The organism is Pseudomonas moraviensis subsp. stanleyae (assembly GCF_036283065.1).
Classification (GTDB): Bacteria; Pseudomonadota; Gammaproteobacteria; order Pseudomonadales; family Pseudomonadaceae; genus Aquipseudomonas; species Aquipseudomonas stanleyae.
On the sequence record NZ_JAADJI010000009.1, the window covers coordinates 120130 to 138146 of the forward strand.

General features: G+C 59.6%; 21 protein-coding genes. 9 read left to right on the forward strand and 12 right to left on the reverse strand.

Annotated features, from left to right (window positions below):
- Positions 1–99 precede the first annotated feature (99 nt).
- Positions 100–1269 (reverse strand): DUF1624 domain-containing protein, encoded by a 1170-nt coding sequence (locus tag GXB78_RS17475; protein ID WP_329516303.1) that lies wholly within the window; start codon positions 1267–1269, stop codon positions 100–102.
- A gap of 171 nt (positions 1270–1440) precedes the next feature.
- On the opposite strand from GXB78_RS17475, the gene GXB78_RS17480 reads away from it, so the two are divergent.
- A complete protein-coding gene (locus tag GXB78_RS17480) occupies positions 1441–2037 on the forward strand; it encodes a paraquat-inducible protein A (RefSeq protein WP_329516304.1) in 597 nt (198 codons plus the stop codon).
- The gene (locus GXB78_RS17485) at positions 2034–2720 is read left to right on the forward strand and encodes a paraquat-inducible protein A (RefSeq protein ID WP_329516305.1); all 687 of its coding nucleotides are present in this window, start codon (positions 2034–2036) and stop codon (positions 2718–2720) included. The genes GXB78_RS17480 and GXB78_RS17485 overlap by 4 nt, the downstream gene beginning before the upstream one ends.
- On the opposite strand, the gene ydiJ is transcribed toward GXB78_RS17485, so the two are convergent.
- Positions 2653–5679 (reverse strand): D-2-hydroxyglutarate dehydrogenase YdiJ, encoded by a 3027-nt coding sequence (gene ydiJ, locus GXB78_RS17490; protein WP_329516306.1) that lies wholly within the window; start codon positions 5677–5679, stop codon positions 2653–2655. The genes GXB78_RS17485 and ydiJ overlap by 68 nt on opposite strands.
- 157 nt (positions 5680–5836) lie before the next feature.
- Between ydiJ and GXB78_RS17495 the strand changes: the two genes are divergently transcribed.
- On the forward strand, positions 5837–6721 hold the full coding sequence (locus tag GXB78_RS17495) for a LysR substrate-binding domain-containing protein (RefSeq protein ID WP_329516307.1): 885 nt from the start codon (positions 5837–5839) through the stop codon (positions 6719–6721).
- 102 nt (positions 6722–6823) lie between these two features.
- Here the strand turns inward: GXB78_RS17495 and GXB78_RS17500 are convergent, their stop codons facing one another.
- Entirely contained in the window at positions 6824–8098 is a 1275-nt protein-coding gene (locus GXB78_RS17500; RefSeq protein ID WP_329516309.1) for a glucarate dehydratase family protein, read from the reverse strand.
- Positions 8099–8128: 30 nt separating this feature from the next.
- Positions 8129–9496: an MFS transporter gene (locus GXB78_RS17505; protein WP_329516310.1), complete on the reverse strand. Its 1368-nt coding sequence runs from the start codon at positions 9494–9496 to the stop codon at positions 8129–8131.
- Positions 9497–9615: 119 nt separating this feature from the next.
- Between GXB78_RS17505 and GXB78_RS17510 the strand changes: the two genes are divergently transcribed.
- On the forward strand, positions 9616–10515 hold the full coding sequence (locus GXB78_RS17510) for a LysR family transcriptional regulator (RefSeq protein WP_329516311.1): 900 nt from the start codon (positions 9616–9618) through the stop codon (positions 10513–10515).
- A gap of 140 nt (positions 10516–10655) precedes the next feature.
- On the opposite strand, the gene GXB78_RS17515 is transcribed toward GXB78_RS17510, so the two are convergent.
- On the reverse strand, positions 10656–11261 hold the full coding sequence (locus GXB78_RS17515) for a DUF6338 family protein (RefSeq protein WP_329516313.1): 606 nt from the start codon (positions 11259–11261) through the stop codon (positions 10656–10658).
- Between the two features lie 187 nt (positions 11262–11448).
- Complete coding sequence (locus GXB78_RS17520) at positions 11449–11784, reverse strand: hypothetical protein (RefSeq protein WP_329516314.1); 336 nt, start codon at positions 11782–11784, stop codon at positions 11449–11451.
- A 184-nt stretch (positions 11785–11968) separates the two neighbouring features.
- Here GXB78_RS17520 and GXB78_RS17525 point away from each other — a divergent pair, with 184 nt between their 5' ends.
- Positions 11969–12208 (forward strand): hypothetical protein, encoded by a 240-nt coding sequence (locus GXB78_RS17525; protein WP_329516486.1) that lies wholly within the window; start codon positions 11969–11971, stop codon positions 12206–12208.
- Positions 12209–12264: 56 nt separating this feature from the next.
- Here the strand turns inward: GXB78_RS17525 and GXB78_RS17530 are convergent, their stop codons facing one another.
- On the reverse strand, positions 12265–12462 hold the full coding sequence (locus GXB78_RS17530; RefSeq protein ID WP_329516315.1) for a DUF2188 domain-containing protein: 198 nt from the start codon (positions 12460–12462) through the stop codon (positions 12265–12267).
- Between the two features lie 220 nt (positions 12463–12682).
- Here GXB78_RS17530 and GXB78_RS17535 point away from each other — a divergent pair, with 220 nt between their 5' ends.
- Positions 12683–13045: an NUDIX hydrolase gene (locus tag GXB78_RS17535; protein WP_329516316.1), complete on the forward strand. Its 363-nt coding sequence runs from the start codon at positions 12683–12685 to the stop codon at positions 13043–13045.
- A gap of 3 nt (positions 13046–13048) precedes the next feature.
- On the opposite strand, the gene GXB78_RS17540 is transcribed toward GXB78_RS17535, so the two are convergent.
- From GXB78_RS17540 to GXB78_RS17550, 3 genes are all read right to left on the reverse strand, one after another.
- On the reverse strand, positions 13049–13291 hold the full coding sequence (locus GXB78_RS17540; RefSeq protein WP_329516317.1) for a DUF1652 domain-containing protein: 243 nt from the start codon (positions 13289–13291) through the stop codon (positions 13049–13051).
- Between the two features lie 105 nt (positions 13292–13396).
- Positions 13397–14296: a polysaccharide deacetylase family protein gene (locus GXB78_RS17545; protein ID WP_329516318.1), complete on the reverse strand. Its 900-nt coding sequence runs from the start codon at positions 14294–14296 to the stop codon at positions 13397–13399.
- A 132-nt stretch (positions 14297–14428) separates the two neighbouring features.
- Positions 14429–15376, reverse strand: a complete 948-nt coding sequence (locus tag GXB78_RS17550) for an ABC transporter substrate-binding protein (protein WP_329516319.1) — start codon at positions 15374–15376, stop codon at positions 14429–14431.
- Positions 15377–15531: 155 nt separating this feature from the next.
- Between GXB78_RS17550 and GXB78_RS17555 the strand changes: the two genes are divergently transcribed.
- On the forward strand, positions 15532–16212 hold the full coding sequence (locus tag GXB78_RS17555; RefSeq protein ID WP_329516320.1) for an SOS response-associated peptidase: 681 nt from the start codon (positions 15532–15534) through the stop codon (positions 16210–16212).
- Between the two features lie 263 nt (positions 16213–16475).
- Positions 16476–16748, forward strand: a complete 273-nt coding sequence (locus GXB78_RS17560; protein ID WP_329516321.1) for a hypothetical protein — start codon at positions 16476–16478, stop codon at positions 16746–16748.
- A gap of 44 nt (positions 16749–16792) precedes the next feature.
- Here the strand turns inward: GXB78_RS17560 and GXB78_RS17565 are convergent, their stop codons facing one another.
- On the reverse strand, positions 16793–16936 hold the full coding sequence (locus GXB78_RS17565) for a hypothetical protein (RefSeq protein ID WP_329516323.1): 144 nt from the start codon (positions 16934–16936) through the stop codon (positions 16793–16795).
- 129 nt (positions 16937–17065) lie between these two features.
- Between GXB78_RS17565 and GXB78_RS17570 the strand changes: the two genes are divergently transcribed.
- The gene (locus GXB78_RS17570) at positions 17066–17452 is read left to right on the forward strand and encodes a DUF2784 domain-containing protein (RefSeq protein ID WP_039763115.1); all 387 of its coding nucleotides are present in this window, start codon (positions 17066–17068) and stop codon (positions 17450–17452) included.
- Here GXB78_RS17570 and GXB78_RS17575 read toward each other — a convergent pair.
- Positions 17449–17976, reverse strand: a complete 528-nt coding sequence (locus GXB78_RS17575; protein WP_329516324.1) for a DUF3087 domain-containing protein — start codon at positions 17974–17976, stop codon at positions 17449–17451. The two genes, GXB78_RS17570 and GXB78_RS17575, sit on opposite strands and share 4 nt — an antisense overlap.
- Between the last annotated feature and the right edge of the window lie 41 nt (positions 17977–18017).

Here is an 18017-nt window from a genome sequence, read left to right on the forward strand (position 1 = left end):
TGGGAGCGAGCCTGCTCGCGAAAGCGTCCTGTCAGTCACAGATGGATCAACTGGCCCGACGCCTGCGTGAGCAAGCTCACTCCCACAAGTCCGCGCAATTTACAGGTATTTCAACCAGCTGATGTCCCGGCGCCGCGCTTTCAGTTGCGAGAACCAGCGCACTGCCGGGTACAACGCCACGGCAAGAACCACTGCCGCCAGCCACACCGCCGTCACCGTTGAAAAGCCGAAATAGCTGCTCTGATTCAGGCCGAACAGCGCCACGCCAATCAGGTACAGCACTTTCAACGCATACAGGTGCAGCAGATAGAAAAACATCGGCGCCGAGCCGAACACTGTCAGCCAGCCAATCCAGCGGCGACTCTGCACGCGTTCGAAGGCGAGCAGTAGCAACAGGCCTGTGCTCACGGTCAGCGCGATAAACAGCAGCGACGGCGGATACTTGGTGATGTTGAAGAAACTCATCACTGTCTGCACCAGCGAATCGCTGACCGCCCATGGTTTTTCGCCGTAGCCGTTGATCAAGCGCAGCGCCACAAATCCCAGCAATCCACCGACGCCGGCAATCAGCAAACGACGCTGACGCACCGCCGCGTCCATGCCCCGAGCAAACCACGGCCCCAGCGCATAGCCCAGGCCAATTACACCGATCCACGGCAGCAGCGGGTATGAAGTACGCAGGCGCAGGGTTTCGCTGATTTCGATCCAGCCTCGGTCATGCAGAATCGCCCAAGGCACATGCAGCGCCGACTCGATCGGGAAATGCAGCGAATCGAGCAGGTTGTGCCCGGCAATGATCGCCAGGCTCAGCGTCAGCAGCACCGCGCGCGGCAACCAGACCAGCAGCGCCAGCGCGATCATGCTCAGACCGATCGCCCAGATCACTTGCAGATAGATAACGCTCGGCGGTAACTGGAACGTCCAGGCGAAGTTGACCAAGGTGAATTCCAGCGCCACGAGGAACAATCCGCGCTTGAACAGAAACGCGCTGACATCGGCTTTGCCGGCGTATTTTTCACCGTACAGCCAGGCCGACAATCCGGTCAGCAAAACGAATACCGGCGCGCACAAATGCGCCAGGGTGCGGCTGAAAAACAGTGCCGGCTCGGTGCTGGCGATGTCCATCGGATCCGAGACCTGACGGTGTAGCAGAAAGGTTTCGCGTACGTGATCGAGCAGCATGAACAAGATCACCAGGCCTCGCAGCGCATCAATGGAGAGCAGCCGACCAGTCGTCAATGGGGCAGAACGGGAAAGCACAGGGGTCATGGATCGTTCGCAATCGAGAGGGATAACACCGGGCAGCCACAACGCCGCCCGCAAATTTCGCGTTACCTTATAACATCAAAAAAGCAAAACCCAAACTTGTCAGCATCGAGGTTGCCCATCAGCCCCAGCCTTCTATAGTGAACAGGTCTGCCCCGCCCCTGAGCGTTGTCCATGGTCAACACCGAACACCTGATCATCTGCGAGCACTGTGATTGTGTGTACGAAAAAGTCGTGCTCGGCAAACATCAGAAAACCCTGTGCGCGCGCTGCGGTGGCGTGCTGCAGCGCTTCAACGGCCTGACCATCGAACAGCGTCTGGCGCTGACGTTCACGGCGGCGATGCTGTGGCTGTTCGCCAATTTCTATCCGGTGATGAGCATCAGTCTCAAAGGCATGAAAAACAGCGCAACCCTTTGGGATTCGGTGCTGGCGCTGAGCCAGGGACCGATCACGTTTATCGCGATGGTCGCGGCGATTGCGATCATCATCGCCCCGGCATTTCAACTGGTGTTGCTGGTCTGGGTGTTGAGTTTTGCCCTCGGCCTGCGCCGGGCACCGGGTTTCAATCTGTGCATGCGCTGGCTGGAAACCCTGCGCCCGTGGAGCATGCTGGAAGTGTGTCTGCTGGGGGCGATGGTCGCGGTGTTCAAACTCGCCGGCCTGCTCGATGTGCTGCCCGGGATCGGCCTGTTCGCCCTGGCGGTGCTGAGCCTGATGATGATCCGCATTGCCGGCCGTGACATCCGTGAACTGTGGGACATTTTATGAAGCGCCCACCGACCGCCAGCGAACTCAACCTGTGCCTGTGCCACAGCTGTGGCCTGGCCTGCGATATGACCGACGAGCCACACCAGTGCCCGCGCTGCGATGCGCCGTTGCATCGGCGCAAAACCAATTCACTGACGCGCACCTGGGCGTACATGCTCGCCGCGCTGGCCTTTTACATTCCAGCCAATCTGCTGCCGGTGATGAACACGGTGATGCTCGGCAACGGCGCCGACAGCACGATCATGAGCGGCGTGCTGGAATTCTGGGAAGCCGGGGCGTGGGACATTGCCCTGATTATTTTCATCGCCAGTATCGCGGTGCCGGGAATCAAATTCGTCGCTCTGACCCTGCTGCTGGTCACCGTACAGCGCAACAGCGATTGGGCGCGCAGGGAGCGTTCGAAGCTGTACCGTTTCGTCGAGCTGATCGGTTACTGGTCGATGCTCGACGTACTGGTGGTCGCACTGGTCGCGGCGCTGGTGAAATTCCAGGCGCTGGGCGACATCGAGCCACGACCGGGCATCCTGTTTTTCGGCCTGGTCGTGGTGTTCACCATGCTCGCGGCGATGAGTTTCGATCCGCGCCTGATCTGGGACCAGGACACCAGCGACACGATCAGCGACGCAGAGCCTCCAGCAGCACCTGCAACGGATGGCGCAGCGCCCGATCCGACTGGCGCTTGACCTGGCTGCGGCAGGAATAGCCGGTTGCCAACGCCTCGCCCTGCTCTGCCGGCGCCTGTACCTGACGCGCCCATGACTGCTCGTAAATCAACGCCGACGTCTGCCGATTACGTGCTTCGTGGCCATAGGTGCCGGACATGCCACAGCAACCGGTGGCTTGCGTGGCCAGTTGCAAACCCGCACGCTCGAAGACCTGTTCCCATTGGCGGGTCGCGGCCGGCGCATTGGTTTTTTCGGTGCAATGGGCGAGCAGACGGAACGCTTTGCCTTGGCCCTGAGGCGCCTGCTCCGGCATGACCTCAAGTAACCATTCCTGCACCAGCGCCACTTGCGGGCATTCATTCAAGCCCGGCACTTTCAGGTATTCCTGGCGATAGACCAGGGTCATCGCCGGATCCAGTCCCAGCAGCGGCACGCCGGTCTGCGCCAGCGCCTGCAATTGCTCAGCGTTGCGCAACGCCGCCCGATTGAACGCCGAGAGAAAGCCCTGCACATGCAGCGGCTTGCCATTGGCGCTGAACGGCGCCAGATACACCTGATAACCCAAGCGCGAAATCAGCTTGACCAGATCCGCCAGCAGCGGCGCTTCGAAGTAGCGGGTGAAGGCATCCTGCACTATGACCACGCTGCGTTCGCGTTGCCCTTGGGTCAGCGCCGACAGCGTCGCAACCGTCGCTGGCTGCACCTGCCAACGACGCATTGCCGCATGGAAATCGAAACGACTGAGCAACGGCACATCGACCATGCCGCCGATCCGCGCCAGTGCGCCACGTACCCAGCCAGCGCCCATCACACCGTTGTACAGCGCCGGAATCCTCGCCATGTACGGAATGGTGTATTCCAGCGAAGCAATCAGGTAATCCCGCGCCGGACGCAGGTAACGACTGTGATACAGCTCGAGAAAGCGCGAGCGAAATTCCGGCACGTTGACCTTCACCGGGCATTGCCCCGCGCAGGATTTACAGGCCAGGCAACCAGCCATGGCGTCATACACTTCATGGGAAAAGTCCGCCGACGGATCGCGGCTGTTGCGCCAGCGCTGCCACAGCGAGCGGAAAAACGCCGGTTTGCGAATCGCATCCGAGAGCACGTCGACACCCGCCTCGCCCTGCAACCGCAACCACTCGCGAATCAACGAGGCCCGGCCTTTGGGCGATTGCGCGCGTTCGCGGGTGGCTTTCCACGACGGGCACATGGCGTCATCCGGGTCGAAGTTGTAGCAGGCGCCGTTGCCGTTGCAGTGCATGGCGGCGCCGTAGCTCTGCCAGACTTTCTCGTCGATCTGCCGATCCAGCTCGCCGCGCAGAGTCACTTCGTCGATCTTCAGCAACGCCGCGTCGCTGTTGGCAGGCGTGGCGATTTTGCCGGGGTTGAACTGGTTGAACGGGTCGAACGCCGCTTTCAAGGCTTGCAGCGCCGGATACAGTTCGCCAAAGAATGCCGGCGCGTACTCAGAACGCAGGCCTTTGCCGTGCTCACCCCAGAGCAGGCCGCCGTAGCGCTGGGTCAGCGCCGCTACGCCATCGGACACCGGACGTACCAGCGCCGCTTGCTGCGGGTCTTTCATGTCGAGGATCGGCCGCACGTGCAGTACGCCGGCGTCGACATGGCCAAACATGCCGTACTGCAAACCGTGGCTGTCGAGCAGATCGCGCAGCTCGGCGATGTATTCGGCCAAGTGCTGCGGCGGTACGGCGGTGTCTTCGACAAAAGGTTGCGGGCGGGCTTCGCCGGCGACGTTGCCGAGCAGGCCCACCGCTCGTTTGCGCATGCCGTAGACCTTGCTCACCGCTGCCTGACCGACCGCCAGCGTATGCCCGAGGCGCTCCACAGTGCGGTCGTTTTGCAGGTGTTCGAGGAACGCTTCGACGCGGCGCTGCAAGTCTTCGGGGTCGTCGCCGCAGAACTCGACCAGGTTGATGCCCAGAGTCTGCCGCTCAGCGTTTTCGGGAAAGTATTCGGCGACGCCGTGCCAGACGATGTCCTGCATCGCCAGCAGCAAGACTTTCGAATCGACGGTTTCAATCGACAACGGCTTGAGCGCCATCAACGCCCGCGCATCACGCAAGGCATCCATGAACCCGGCATAGCGGATATTGACCAGCATCGTATGTTTGGGAATCGGCAGTACGTTGAGTCGCGCTTCGACAACGAAACCCAGCGAGCCCTCAGCGCCACAGAGCACGCTGTTGAGGTTGAAGCGCTGGTCGGCCTCACGCAGGTGCGCCAGGTCATAACCGGTCAGGCAACGGTTGAGATCAGGGAAGCGTGCCTTGATCAGCTCGCCCTGCTCATCAATGATCTGCCGCGCACAACGATAGACTTCGCCGACCCGATCATTGCGGGCACACTGCGTTTCAAGCTCACTTTCCTCCAGCGGCTGACCGTGCAAACGCTCGCCGCCGCGCAGGATCATCTCAAGTTCCAGCACATGGTCGCGGGTTTTGCCGTAGGTGCAACTGCCCTGGCCGCTGGCGTCGGTATTGATCATGCCGCCGACCGTGGCGCGATTGGAGGTCGACAGTTCCGGGGCGAAAAACAGTCCGGCGGACTTCAGCGCGGCGTTGAGCTGATCCTTGACCACCCCGGCCTGCACGCGCACCCAGCGCTGTTCGACGTTGATTTCCAGAATGCGATTCATGTGCCGCGACAGATCGACGACGATGCCATCCGTCAGCGATTGGCCATTGGTGCCGGTGCCACCGCCACGCGGGGAGATCACCACGTTCTCGTACGCCGGCTCGGCAATCAGCCGTGCCACCCGCGCCACATCATCGGCATCCCGAGGAAACACCGCCGCTTGCGGCAGGCGCTGGTAGATCGAGTTGTCGGTCGCGAGCACCACCCGGCTGGCGTAATCGGCGCTGATTTCCCCGCGAAAGCCGCTGTCTTTCAGGGCAGCGAGGAATTGTTGGTAATCGCCGGTCAGGGCTTTGGCGGGCGACAGTTGGGCAATCATCGATCAGGTCATCTCGGGCAAATCGGGCTGCGTGGCGGTGAACACTTGTATGCGACGAATGATTACGTCAGGCTCCGCCATCTGATTGCGCCCATGTTCATTGCTGGCCAGCCATGGAACAAGCGTAATTTCGACCCGCTATCGATGAGTTTTACGAATGAATCCGCGCACCCTCACGCCGTCCATGTCGCTGCTGCTGGCTTTCGAGGCCGCCGCTCGCCACGAGAGCTACACCCGCGCCGCCCATGAGCTGTCACTGACGCAGAGCGCGGTCAGCCGCCAGGTACAGATTCTCGAGAAGATGCTCGGCATGCGCCTGTTCAGCCGCGAAGGCCGGCAGGTGGTGCTGACGGATGTCGGGCGCATGTATCAGCGCGAACTCAGCGAAGCCCTCGGGCAGATTCGCAGCGCGACGTTGCAGGCAATGGCGTTTGGTTCGGGCATTCATAGTCTGCGCCTGGCAACGTTACCGACCTTCGGCTCGAAATGGTTGCTGCCCCGGCTGAAGGATTTCTACACGGCGCATCCGGGCATGACCGTGCACCTGCATTCGCGGATCGAAACCATCGACTTCGACACCAGTGAAATCGACGCCGCCATCTGCGTCGGCGGCGGTGAATGGCCAGGCCTGACTGCCCTGCCCCTGCACACCGAAGAACTGGTGGCGATTGCCAGCGCGCAGCTATCGCCGACTGAACGCGACGAGGCCGAGCGGCACATGGCCGGGCAGTTGCTGCTCAACGTCAGCAGCAATGCCCAGGCCTGGGCGGAATGGTTCAGCCATCATCAACTGCCGCACCGCAGCATGAGGATCGGGCCGAGCTTTGAGATGACCTCTCACTTGATTCAGGCGGTCCGCGCCAATATCGGCGTGGGCCTGGTGCCGCGAATTCTGGTCGAGGAGGAATTACTCAAGGGCGAGTTGCTGCAACTGGGCGAGCCGATTACCAGCCGACGCAGCTATTACCTGGTGTATCCGCCGCGCAATGAGAATCTGCCTTCGTTGAAGGCGTTCAGGGATTGGCTCGTGGATACCCTCTGAAGGATCGAGTCGCGGCCATTCGCGAGCAGGCTCGCTCCCACAGGGAAATGCATGCCAAGTGTGGGAGCGAGCCTGCTCGCGAAGAGGCCAGTCACAACGACCTCAGAACCTTGGCTTGACCGCCCGCCAATCCGCCTTGTACCGCTGCATCTGCCGCACATCATCGCGCTGGCGAATCCCGCAGGTCAGGTACTGATCATGCAGCTTGCCCAGTTGCTCATGATCCAGTTCCAGCCCGAGCCCCGGCGCGCGAGTGATCTTCACGCAGCCATCGACAATCGGCAGCTTGCCACCCTTGATCACTTCCTCATCCGGCTCTTGCCACGGGTAGTGGGTATCGCAGGCGTAATCCAGATTCGGCACCGCCGCCGCGACGTGGGCCATGGCCATCAGGCTGATGCCCAGGTGCGAGTTGGAATGCATCGACACGCCGAGGCCGAACACGTCGCACATTTTCGCCAGCGTCTGCGTATCACGCAGGCCACCCCAGTAATGGTGGTCGGCGAGGACGATCTGCACGCTGTTCTGCGTAACGCTGCGACGGAACTCGTCGAAGTCGGTGACCACCATATTGGTCGCCAGGGGCAGACCGCTGCGCTTGTGCAGTTCGGCCATGCCATCAAGGCCCGGGGTCGGGTCTTCGTAGTACTGCAGATCATCGCCGAGCAGTTCGGCCATGCGAATCGCCGTCTCCAGCGACCAGTTGCCGTTCGGGTCGATGCGCAGCGGTAATCCCGGAAAGGCTTTTTTCAGCGCCTTGATGCAAGCCACTTCATGCTCCGGCGGCAAGGTGCCGGCCTTGAGCTTGATGCTCTTGAACCCGTACGCCTCAATCATCCGCGCTGCCTGCGCGACGATCTGCCGCTCGTTCAGCGCCTCGCCCCAATTGTCCGGTTTGTAGGGCGAGTCGATATGCTCGGCGTATTTGAAAAACAGGTACGCGCTGAACGGCACTTCATCGCGGATCGCCCCGCCGAGCAGGTCCACCAGCGGCACGTTCAGGTAGTGCGCCTGAAAATCCAGAAACGCCACTTCGAATGCCGAGTAGGCATTGCTCACCGCTTTGCTGGCGTGGGAACCGGGCGCCAGTTCGGCGCCGGCAATGCTCGCGGGTTTATTCGCCGCGACGGTGGCTTGCACGATCGCGCGAAGCTGATTGAGGTTGAACGGATCAAGGCCGATCAACTGGCTCTGCAATTGTTGCTGGATCGCCAGCGCCGGGGCATCGCCGTAGCTTTCGCCAAGGCCGATGTAGCCGTTGTCACTCTCGATCTCGATGATCGAGCGCAGCGCGAAAGGTTCGTGGATGCCGCTGGCGTTGAGCAGTGGCGGATCGCGGAAGGCAATCGGGGTGACGCTGACACGGGTGATTTTCAAGATAACGCTCCTGACAGATCAACAATCGATTCAGTGGCTCGCAGCCGGACGAGCCGGCGCGACAACGGCGGCTTCCTCACTTGGCTTTGCCGGGGTTTTACCTTTGGCGCCAGGCGCCGTGCGGGCGAAGAAGATCACCACGGCAGCGATCAGCGAGGTCGCCGCCAGGCCATACAGGCCGCCCTCGATGGAGCCGGTGGTTTGCTCGAGAATGCCGAATGCAGTCGGTGCGACGAAACCGCCAAGGTTGCCAATGGAATTGATCAGTGCGATCACCGCCGCAGCAATGCGCGCATCCAGATAGCTTTGCGGAATCGGCCAGAACAACGCCGATGCCGCTTTGAAACCGATGGCCGCGAAACAGATGGCGACGAAGGCAAACACCGGCCCGCCGGTGGTCGACATGAACATGCCGATGGCGGCGATCACCAGAGTCAGCGCGACCCAGGCCTGCTGGAACTTCCACTTGCCGGCCATCGCTGCGAAGCCGTACATGGCGACAATCGAAATGATCCACGGAATCGAATTGAGCAGCCCGACCTGGAAGTCGCCGAGGTTGCCCATCTTCTTGATCATGCTCGGCAGCCAGAAAGTCGCGCCATAGATGGTCAGGGCAATGGAGAAATAGATGAAGCAGAACAGCGCGATCTGCCGGTCGGCCAACAGCTTGAACATCGACGGCTTGGCGACTTGTACCGCTTCGCGAGCGCGCTGTTCCTCGGCAATCGCCGCGACCAGTGCGTCTCGCTCTTCCTCGCTCAGCCATTTGGCTTGACGTGGATGCGATTGCAGCCAGAACCAGACGAATGCGCACAACACCACCGAAGCTGCGCCTTCGATCAGAAACATCCACTGCCAGCCGTGCATGCCCAGTCCGCTGATATGCAACAGCGCACCGGACACCGGGCCGGAAATCACCGAGGCAATCGCCGAACCGCTAAGAAACACCGCCATGGTTTTGCCTCGCTCGGACGCTGGCAGCCACTGGGTGAAGTAGTAAATGATGCCCGGGAAGAACCCGGCCTCCGCCGCACCAAGAATAAAGCGCAGCACGTAGAAACTGGTTTCACCCTGCACAAACGCCATGGCCATGGCCGCAGCGCCCCAGGTGAACATGATCCGGGTCAGCCAGACCCGTGCGCCGTAGCGCTGCAACAGCATGTTCGACGGCACTTCAAACAATGCGTAGCCAATGAAAAACAGCCCGGCGCCAAGCCCATAAGCCGCTGCGCCGATACCCAGATCGGTCTCCAGATGGCTGCGCACGAAACCGATATTGACCCGATCGATATAGTTGACGATGAACATCACCACGAACAGCGGTAGCACGTGGCGCTTGACCTTGGCGGCGGCGCGGGCGAGCACCGTGATGTCCGACGGACTCTGAAGGGTTTTCAAGGGGCGACTCCCGATGTTGTTTTTTTAGGGATGACTTGAAGCGGTGAGCCGATCATGGACGCCAGTTATTGATCCCGTCTAATCTAAACTGGCATTCGATTGATACCTGGATTAGATCAATGTTCGAGCTTACCCAGCTGCGCTGCTTCACCACGGTCGCTACCGAACTCAACTTTCGCCGCGCCGCCGAGCGCCTGAACATGACCCAGCCGCCGCTGAGTCGGCAGATTCAGTTGCTGGAGCATCACCTCGGCGTCGAGCTGTTCACCCGCAGCACCCGCAGCGTTGCGCTGACGGCGGCCGGCCGGGCGTTTTTCGTCGAAGCGCAGAATCTGCTGGAGCGAGCGCAGCAAGCGGCGATCACCGCACGGCGATTTGCCGAGGGCGACATTGGCTCGGTGAACATCGCGTTCGTCGGCAGCGCGGTGTATGAGTTCCTGCCCAAGGTGATCGCCGAAGCGCGGCTGAAACAGCCTCAGGTGAAAATCGATCTGGCAGAGATGAACACCTATCAGCAGCACGAGGCCTTGCGTGCCCGCCGCATCGACCTGGGCATTGCCCGCGCCCCATTGCAGGAACCAGGTTATGCCACCGAATGCCTGGTGCGCGAACCGTTTGTGCTGGCAGTGCCGAGCGGGCATCGGTTGGCAGACTCGGCTGAAGTGTCAGTCGAGAATCTGGATAAACAACCGTTCCTGATGTACTCCCATGAAGCCTATCCGCCGTTCAACGAACTGTTGACCGGCACGCTGCGTTCAGCACGGGTTGCACCGGATTATGTGCAATGGCTGGGCTCTTCGCTGACGATTCTGGCGCTGGTCAACGCCGGCATGGGGCTGGCGCTGGTACCACGTTGCGCAACCAGCGTGGTGTTCCGGAATGTGGTGTTTCGCGAGATCGACCTCGGCGAAGGGGTGCAGAGCGAATTGCATCTGATCTGGCGAGAGAATAATGACAACCCGGCGTTCGCGATGTTGCTCGAGGCGATTCGCCGGGCGGTGGTGCAGGGTTGGGGCTGAAAATTATTGTGGCAACCTGTATTTGAGCGGAGGCGGAGCGCTCGGGGCGTTGATCAACGGCTCCTCCAGCGGCTTGCCGTCAGGCCCTGTGAACAGGCGTTCGTATTGCTTTGGCATTGGTCGCGGTGCTCTTGCAGTCGTCATGATGAACCCTCTGATGCCGGGCTGAATTCAACCCACTTAACTTGCGCGGAATCTATCAGCAAAATTTCGGCACCAAAAGGCGTCGACTTGCCATCGTCATAAACCCAACGTGGATCCTGCATCACGAACTGGCCGCAACTGGATTCGGACGGCCACTCGACAGGCCAGCCAAACACGCGCCTCTCGTCATGTAAATGCAGGGTTATGAACCGGTCGAACTGGGCGAAAGCGCAGAACCATTCACTCGGGTAAGAAGATTGTTTCGTGACGTTTCGCCGGCGTAACCAGCCATGCAATTTGTCATTCGTAGCCAGGTAACAGGCAAACAAACCCAGCATCAGCGAAAACACAAATGCCCAGAGCGTTTGCGCCCGATCATCCCAGCGCCCTAATGAAACCCCCTTCGAGCCAATCCACAGACAGAGGTTGCCCAGCGCCAGCACCGCGCCCTGAATCACAAACGTGAATATCAGCGCCTGCACGATCTGTCCGAACGTATCCGGACGCTTGAACACGGTGAGTGAATAGAAGATCCAAGTCGATAAAAAACCGGGGATGAGGTACTGCAACAGCGGAATGATTTCCTTGACCAGATCATCCATGATCCGAGGCTCCTTTTCGTCATGCCGATCCGTCACGGGCCGACATTCAAAGCCTAGTCGAGGATCCTGCGGCGCCTCCCGGGCAACTGTCACAGCCCATTGCAAGCGTCTGACTGGAGCTCCATGCAATAAAAAAAGGCAGACACCTTTGCACGATGTCTGCCTTTTTTGCGATACAGGCGCCTGGTTACAGGCAGTCACGCACCGACTGGCGCAGCGATCCGGACTTGGCCCATGGCGGCCCCTGGTACAACGAAACCTTGCTGCCGTCCTTGTATTTCACGATATCGAGAATCTCGTCCGCAGTGATGATGCTCGGCGCGGTGATCCGGTAGCCGTTGGAAATCGACATCTGCGACGTCCTGGCAACGTCCTTCTGCCACAACGGTAACAAACACGCGGCATATTCCCTGGGAGGCTTGTCACTGGTCTTGCTGAGGTTTGGCTCGCCCGGCACCAACGACGCCGGTAACGAGCAACCCGACAACAGGGCCAGTGCCAAAGTGCCGATCCATACGCGCATGCTGTTTACCTGTAATGAAAAGACGTGAATGTACCGTTTAACCGCTCGCACATCCATCGTGGCACCCCGCCGTTACCGGCGATTGGACAATTTTTCACATCCGTTCAGCCGGGCGTCAGATGACCTGGCTGCATCTGCAAAAATGCGACTACTCTGTTTTACCGAGAATGTTCTGGAGGTGATCATGCGGCTCAATGAATACGAACACCAACTTCAACGGGATCTGCAAAGCGTTGCGTCCGATCTGAGGTGGTCGGCAGTCGATCTCAAGCGCATCGCTGAACAGCTGCGCAAATCCGGTAATGAGGCAGACGCCCAGACTGTATTGCGCTCTTGCGAAATCCTGCAAAGCGACGAGGAAAGATTGCAAGGTTATGCCAAGGAGGTAAAAGCCCGAGCCATCAGTCGAACCAAGGTCCATTGACACCTGATTCAAACAGCAAGCCCCGGTCGCAACCGGGGCTCTTTCATTACAACGCGTCAACTGCCATTTTGCTTTTGCACTTGCCTGGAACGTTGTCTGTAACCGGGAAGTGCCGCCGCATAGGCCATCGCCTCCTCCCTGCTGGTGAATGACGCCAATCGGTCGCCCTGAGTGCAAACCCGCCATGGGCCGTTGTTCACACTAAGCACGTCGTAGCCGTTCATGTGCAGCTTGTTCAGCACTGGAATGCTCATGAGCACCTCCCTTTTGCCAACGGTGTTTTCGGTGTACGTGCTCACCTTACACCCGCTCCCCACTGCGGTGTAAACCGCATATCGCGCGTGTTGACTGTCAATACGCTGGCACTTTTGCGTGTCGGAACGGCTCCCAATTCAATGGGAACCTTTGAACCCGCACACGGCTCGAATATTGCAGTTCAATTACAGTTTTATGACACAGAGCGACAGAGCCTTCATGAAAGTACGCGCCACCGTCATCTGCGAGCAGGATCGGCACATTCTCCTGGTGCGCAAACCCCGTCATCACTGGTCGTTGCCCGGTGGCAAGGTCGAGCCCGGGGAAACCCGTGCGGCGGCGGCCGTGCGCGAATTGCAGGAAGAAACCGGGCTGAATGCTGACGAAGTGCTGTACTTGATGGATCTACAGTCGGGTAGTACGCGGCACCATGTCTACGAGGCTTCGGTGGTCAACATCGACGATGCCCGACCACAGAACGAAATCGTCGATTGCATCTGGTTTCCGCTCGATGCCGTGCACAATCTCGAAACCAACGACGCGACGCGGCGCATCGTGCAGGCCTTTCAACGGCGCTTGTAAAGGTCAGCCGGCGAAAGCCCGGCGTCCCGCGTTCATTTCAGTGCGCAACTCACCGATGAAATTGGAAATGTCCCGGATGGTCACCAGATGCTCGGGAGAAACGCCATCCAGCAACAGTTCAACACGCCCGCTGCGCGGCTCATACACTTTGATGCGCAACAACCCACGCGCCGTTGGCGCGCAATCACATTTGTATTTCGGGAAGCCTGACTCGACGATGCGGCAAATATCGGCAATGGCAAGCATGGACGGACGCCTCGCAGGCGGAGAATCGATCCATCGAGCATAGATCAGGAAGTGTTGATTGCCCGCCCCGCAAATGCCAAGCCGATCACAGATTACTTACGCCACTCAATGCGCGTCGTGATCCCAGATCCAGTTCCACATTCCGGGCAGATTCACCGGTTCAGCGCTTTGCTGGACAGTTCGCGCCAGCGCAGCCCTTTCCAGCGCGGCCTGATCGTCGTAGAACGGCTTGTCCGCCAGTCTGACGCCGGTCGCCGCCGCGCTATCGAGCAGAATCTGCAGATATTCGCGGGTGTGGCGCGCCGTGTAGCGATTGAGATCATGGAACGTCACCACCACCGGTATCACGCCGTCCACCGTCGGCAATTGGCCAACGGCGATGCGTTCGCGCACTTCGGATATCTGTCGCAGCATGTTTGCGCGGCGCCGCGGGCTGGCGTTAAAGCCCCAGATCTTGCCGTCATTGGCACTCAGGTCGGTGAGCAGAACGTGCAAGCCGTGTTTCTGGTAGGCCGCGAATGTGCGTTTGTCATAGTTCCAGAACGGCGGGCGCAACAGCTTGGGCGGTGCACCGGTGATGGCGGCGATGTCAGCGCTGCCATCGGTCAGCGACTGCTCCAGTTCCTGCGGGTCGAGCGAGCGATGGTTGGTGTGCCAGTGGGTCGCGGTGTGAAAAGCGAGAATATGCCCCTCGGCGTGCTCGCGCTGCATCAGGTCGCGACCGATCTCGCTGGCGCCTGCCCGCGGCGCGCGGGTCTGCACGAAAAACACGGCTTTGATATTTGCCTGCACCGGATTGCTTTTCAGGCTGTCGAGTACGGTGGCCGTGGGATTCCACAATCCAGAAGCGCTTGGGCCATCGTCGAACGTCAGCAAAAATCGTACGGGCGCCTGCGCCTGTAGACGCGTTTCGGTCTGCGCGCTCATTTCGATCGGCGCGGCGATGCAGCCGGCCAGACCCAACGCGATGAGCGCAGCACAAAGAATCTTGCATCCGGATGTCATGTCTTGCCCTGAGTCCGGCCGCGGCCGTCGTGTTGTCGAATGGCAAAACTCCCTCGCCCTCGTCCATCCCTGCGCTGCTATCTGGAGCGCAGGTTGGATAAGGTACACAGGGTTTGGTTCCGGTGCTGGTTTTCAGTGCGTCAAGGCTTGTTGAAATGAAGTGTCGATGATCCCGGCGGTGGTCAGCGGTGCCGGCAGTGCTTTGACTTTGAACAGAAAGTCCGCCGTACTCTGCAAATCCGCTGCCGCTTGCTGGTCCACCGGCCCGACGGTCATGTGCGCCTGGCGCAACCAATGCCGCGAGACCTGCTGATCGAGGTTGGCTTTTTTCGCCCAGAGGTCAGCGTACTCGTCGGTGTGGTTATCAACCCAGGCACGCGCCTGTTTCAGGCGGCCAAGAAAATCGGCAATCGCCGCACGCTTGCTGTCGATGGAAGGAGTCGACGCAGCGATTGCGCTCAGCCCTGGCATGAGTTTTTTCGCCGTCAGAATCGGCCGCGCACCGGAGAATACGATCTGTTGCGAGATATACGGCTCCCACACCGGAAAGGCGTCGATGCTGCCCTGTGGCAGCGCGGCGGCGGCGTCGATCGGCATCAGCTTGACGAAGTCGACATAGTTTTCCGGCAGACCGGCCTGCTCCAGCGCGCGCAAGGTCAGTTGCTGGCTCCAGGCACCGGGCCAGTAAGCGACTTTTTTACCCTTGAGATCGGCGATGGTTTTCACCGGCGAATCCTTGGGCACCAGCAAGGCGATGGTGTCGGGGTTCTGCCGCGATACGCCGATCAGTTTCACTGGTGCCTGTTTGGCAGCGAGAAACAGGAAGCCCGAGTCACCGAGAAACCCCAGATCCAGCGAGCCCGTCTGCAACGCTTCGGCGAGCGGCGCGGCAGCCTGGAAGTGTTTCCAGTCGACGGTGTAAGGTGCGCCTTTCAACACTCCCGAGGCCTCGATCGAAGCGCGGACGTTGTAGTAGTTTTGATCGCCAACATGCAGGACCAAAGGCTCCGCAGCGTAGGAAAAAGGCGAAATCAACAAGGCAGCGGTCAAGGCGCGTCGTAGGAAACGTGACAACTTCATGGCGAGTCCTGCAGATGGGATGTGCATAGACCATAACGCTCTTGATTTCAGTTTTTAAATTCTAATTTTGCATAACGTAAGCACGGTATTTCCGCACGTTGGAAGCACACTGGCAGGCACGACTAGACTGAGATTTCCTCGAGGAGATTTCAGCCATGTGCGGAAGACTCACGCAGTACCGTGGGATACACGATTTCGTTGCGGTGCTTAGCATCCCCGATGCGTTGATCAATCAGGTTGGCGATGCCCCGCTGGATCGCTACAACGCGGCGCCCACCACTTCGTTGGCGGTTGTGCATCAGCACGAACACGCCATTTATGCCGACGATCTGCGCTGGGGCTGGCGCCCGCACTGGGCGAAGGATCGTGCCCCGCCTATTAACGCGCGAGTGGAAAAGGTCGCCCATGGCGCGTTCTTCCGGGCGATCTGGCGGCAGCGACTGATTGTGCCGGTCGACAATTGGTTCGAATGGGTCGATAGCGGAGATAAAAGCCGACAGCCGTGGTTGATTCGTCGCGCCGACGGCGATCCCGTTTTCTGTGCTGGAATCGGGCAATTTCCCACACCACGGTCTTCACCGAGAGAAGACGACGGCTTCGTCATCATCACCGCCGATAGCCTGGGCGGCCTGCTCGATATTCATGATCGTCGCCCCGTGGTCTTCGATTCGAAACGCGCTCGGGAATGGCTCGACCCGGTTACGCCACCGGAGCGCGCCGAGCAGATGTTGCTGTTCGAAGGCGAGCCCAGCGAAGCCTTTGAGTGGTACAGAGTCGGCAAAGCGGTCGGTAACTCGCGCAACCAGGGCGAACACTTGATCGAAAGGATCGACTAAATATTTGCCGAATGGGTGCGTTATCCGAGTATGACTTTTCTTGTTTCCCAGCCGTTACAGAAAGTGTTTCAGCCGCGAGACAGCCTCCGTAAAACAGCCGTTTGAGCGAATCAACCGCCTGTCTGACATTTCGACTGTCATACATACATTTTTCCGTACTGCGGATAGCATGCGCGCCGCCTTTCCGATTGGTATACCAGTTGACCAAAGAGTCAAAGAAATCAGGAATCCATCAACAACTTTCAAGCCTTGCAGAGAAATAAGTGAGCGACGATTTTGCAATCAAACAGGTCAGCGGCCTGAAGTGTGTCCATCTGTCCAAGACAGAACGCCTGGAACTCGACTGTTTTATCGGCCATTACATCAAGACCCGAAACCTGCACAGCGTGCCCGACATCGAACGCACCCTGCGCAGCACCCTCGAGGGTTACCCCGGCCATGCGCCGGTGATGGTCAATGAGCTCAATGCGTGGATCGATAGAACGTTGGGGTATCGCGCGACATACCCGGACTTCACGCAGCTGGAAGACCTCTGAAACGCGAAGAGCCCCGCTGATGCGGGGCTCTTCACATGTGTTGTTCAAGGCTTCAGAGGACGCTCCTGATCGCGGTCCGACAGCTCTCGACTGTCATCGTGCTTCCAGGTTTTTTCCTGTTTCTTTTGCCGCTCGATTTCTTCTTCTGTTGGTTCATCGTCGTCCGGACGCGTTTGCTCGGTTGCCATGCCCACCTCCTCTCGGAACAGTTGATCATTGTCAAAGGGTAGAACACATTTCCTCGCCCAAATTCATCAACGAATTTTGTCTGGCGCGGCGTACCATAGCGCCATCCACCCTTACGTCAGGAAGACGCCATGCTGTACCGAATCGCCGCCGACGGGCTGGTGCTGTTTCACTTGTGTTTTATCCTGTTCGTGCTGTTCGGCGGGCTGTTGGTGCTGCGCTGGCCACGGCTGATGTGGCTGCATTTGCCAGCGGCAGCCTGGGGCGTGGCGGTCGAGGTGTTGCACCTGACCTGTCCGCTGACCTACTGGGAAAACCTGATGCGCCACGCGGCCGGGCAGACCGAATACGCCGGCGGCTTCATCGAGCACTACATCTGGCCGATCATTTATCCGGCAGGTCTGACCCCGCAGATTCAGCTGGCGCTCGGCAGCGTGGTACTGGCGATCAACCTGATCGTCTATGCGCGACTGCTGCGCTCGTGGAAACTGCGCCGTGCCCGGCGCATTCCGTTTTAGCGCGAGGCCGGTTTCAACGTCTCCAGCCATTGCGGATCGAAGCGTGGCTGGTCAGGGTCAAGGCCCAGCGCGTGCATCCGCGCCTTGTGCTGTTCGACCTCGTCACGCAATTGCCCGTGATCGCTGGAGTTGCCATCCAGCTCGTGCATCTGCAGCAATCCCAAGTGATAGAAACGCAACACCTTCATCGCCGTCGCATCGTTGTTTTGCACCGCCGCTGTGACCTGATGCATCACGTTGGTGATGCTCATCAGGTTGCGCTTGAGGCGCCAGCCGTACACCGCCGGGGCCATCCAGGTCTGGTGCCAGAAACGTCCGCGCAACAGCGCCGCCGTCAGCAAAAATGCCACGAATACGCCGCCCACATTGAAGCGCAGATTATCTCCCTCAGGCTCACCGAACACTGCCACCGCGACAGACGAAAACAGCATGGCCAGGAGTAGAAACAGCACGGCGATGATGACCGTGCTGCGGCGGGTCTGCTGGCGAAAGGTAGCGGGGTCCATCGGCTGAATCTCGAACATCGAAAATGACTTCCCTGAATGACAGAAGGCGCAACGGAAAA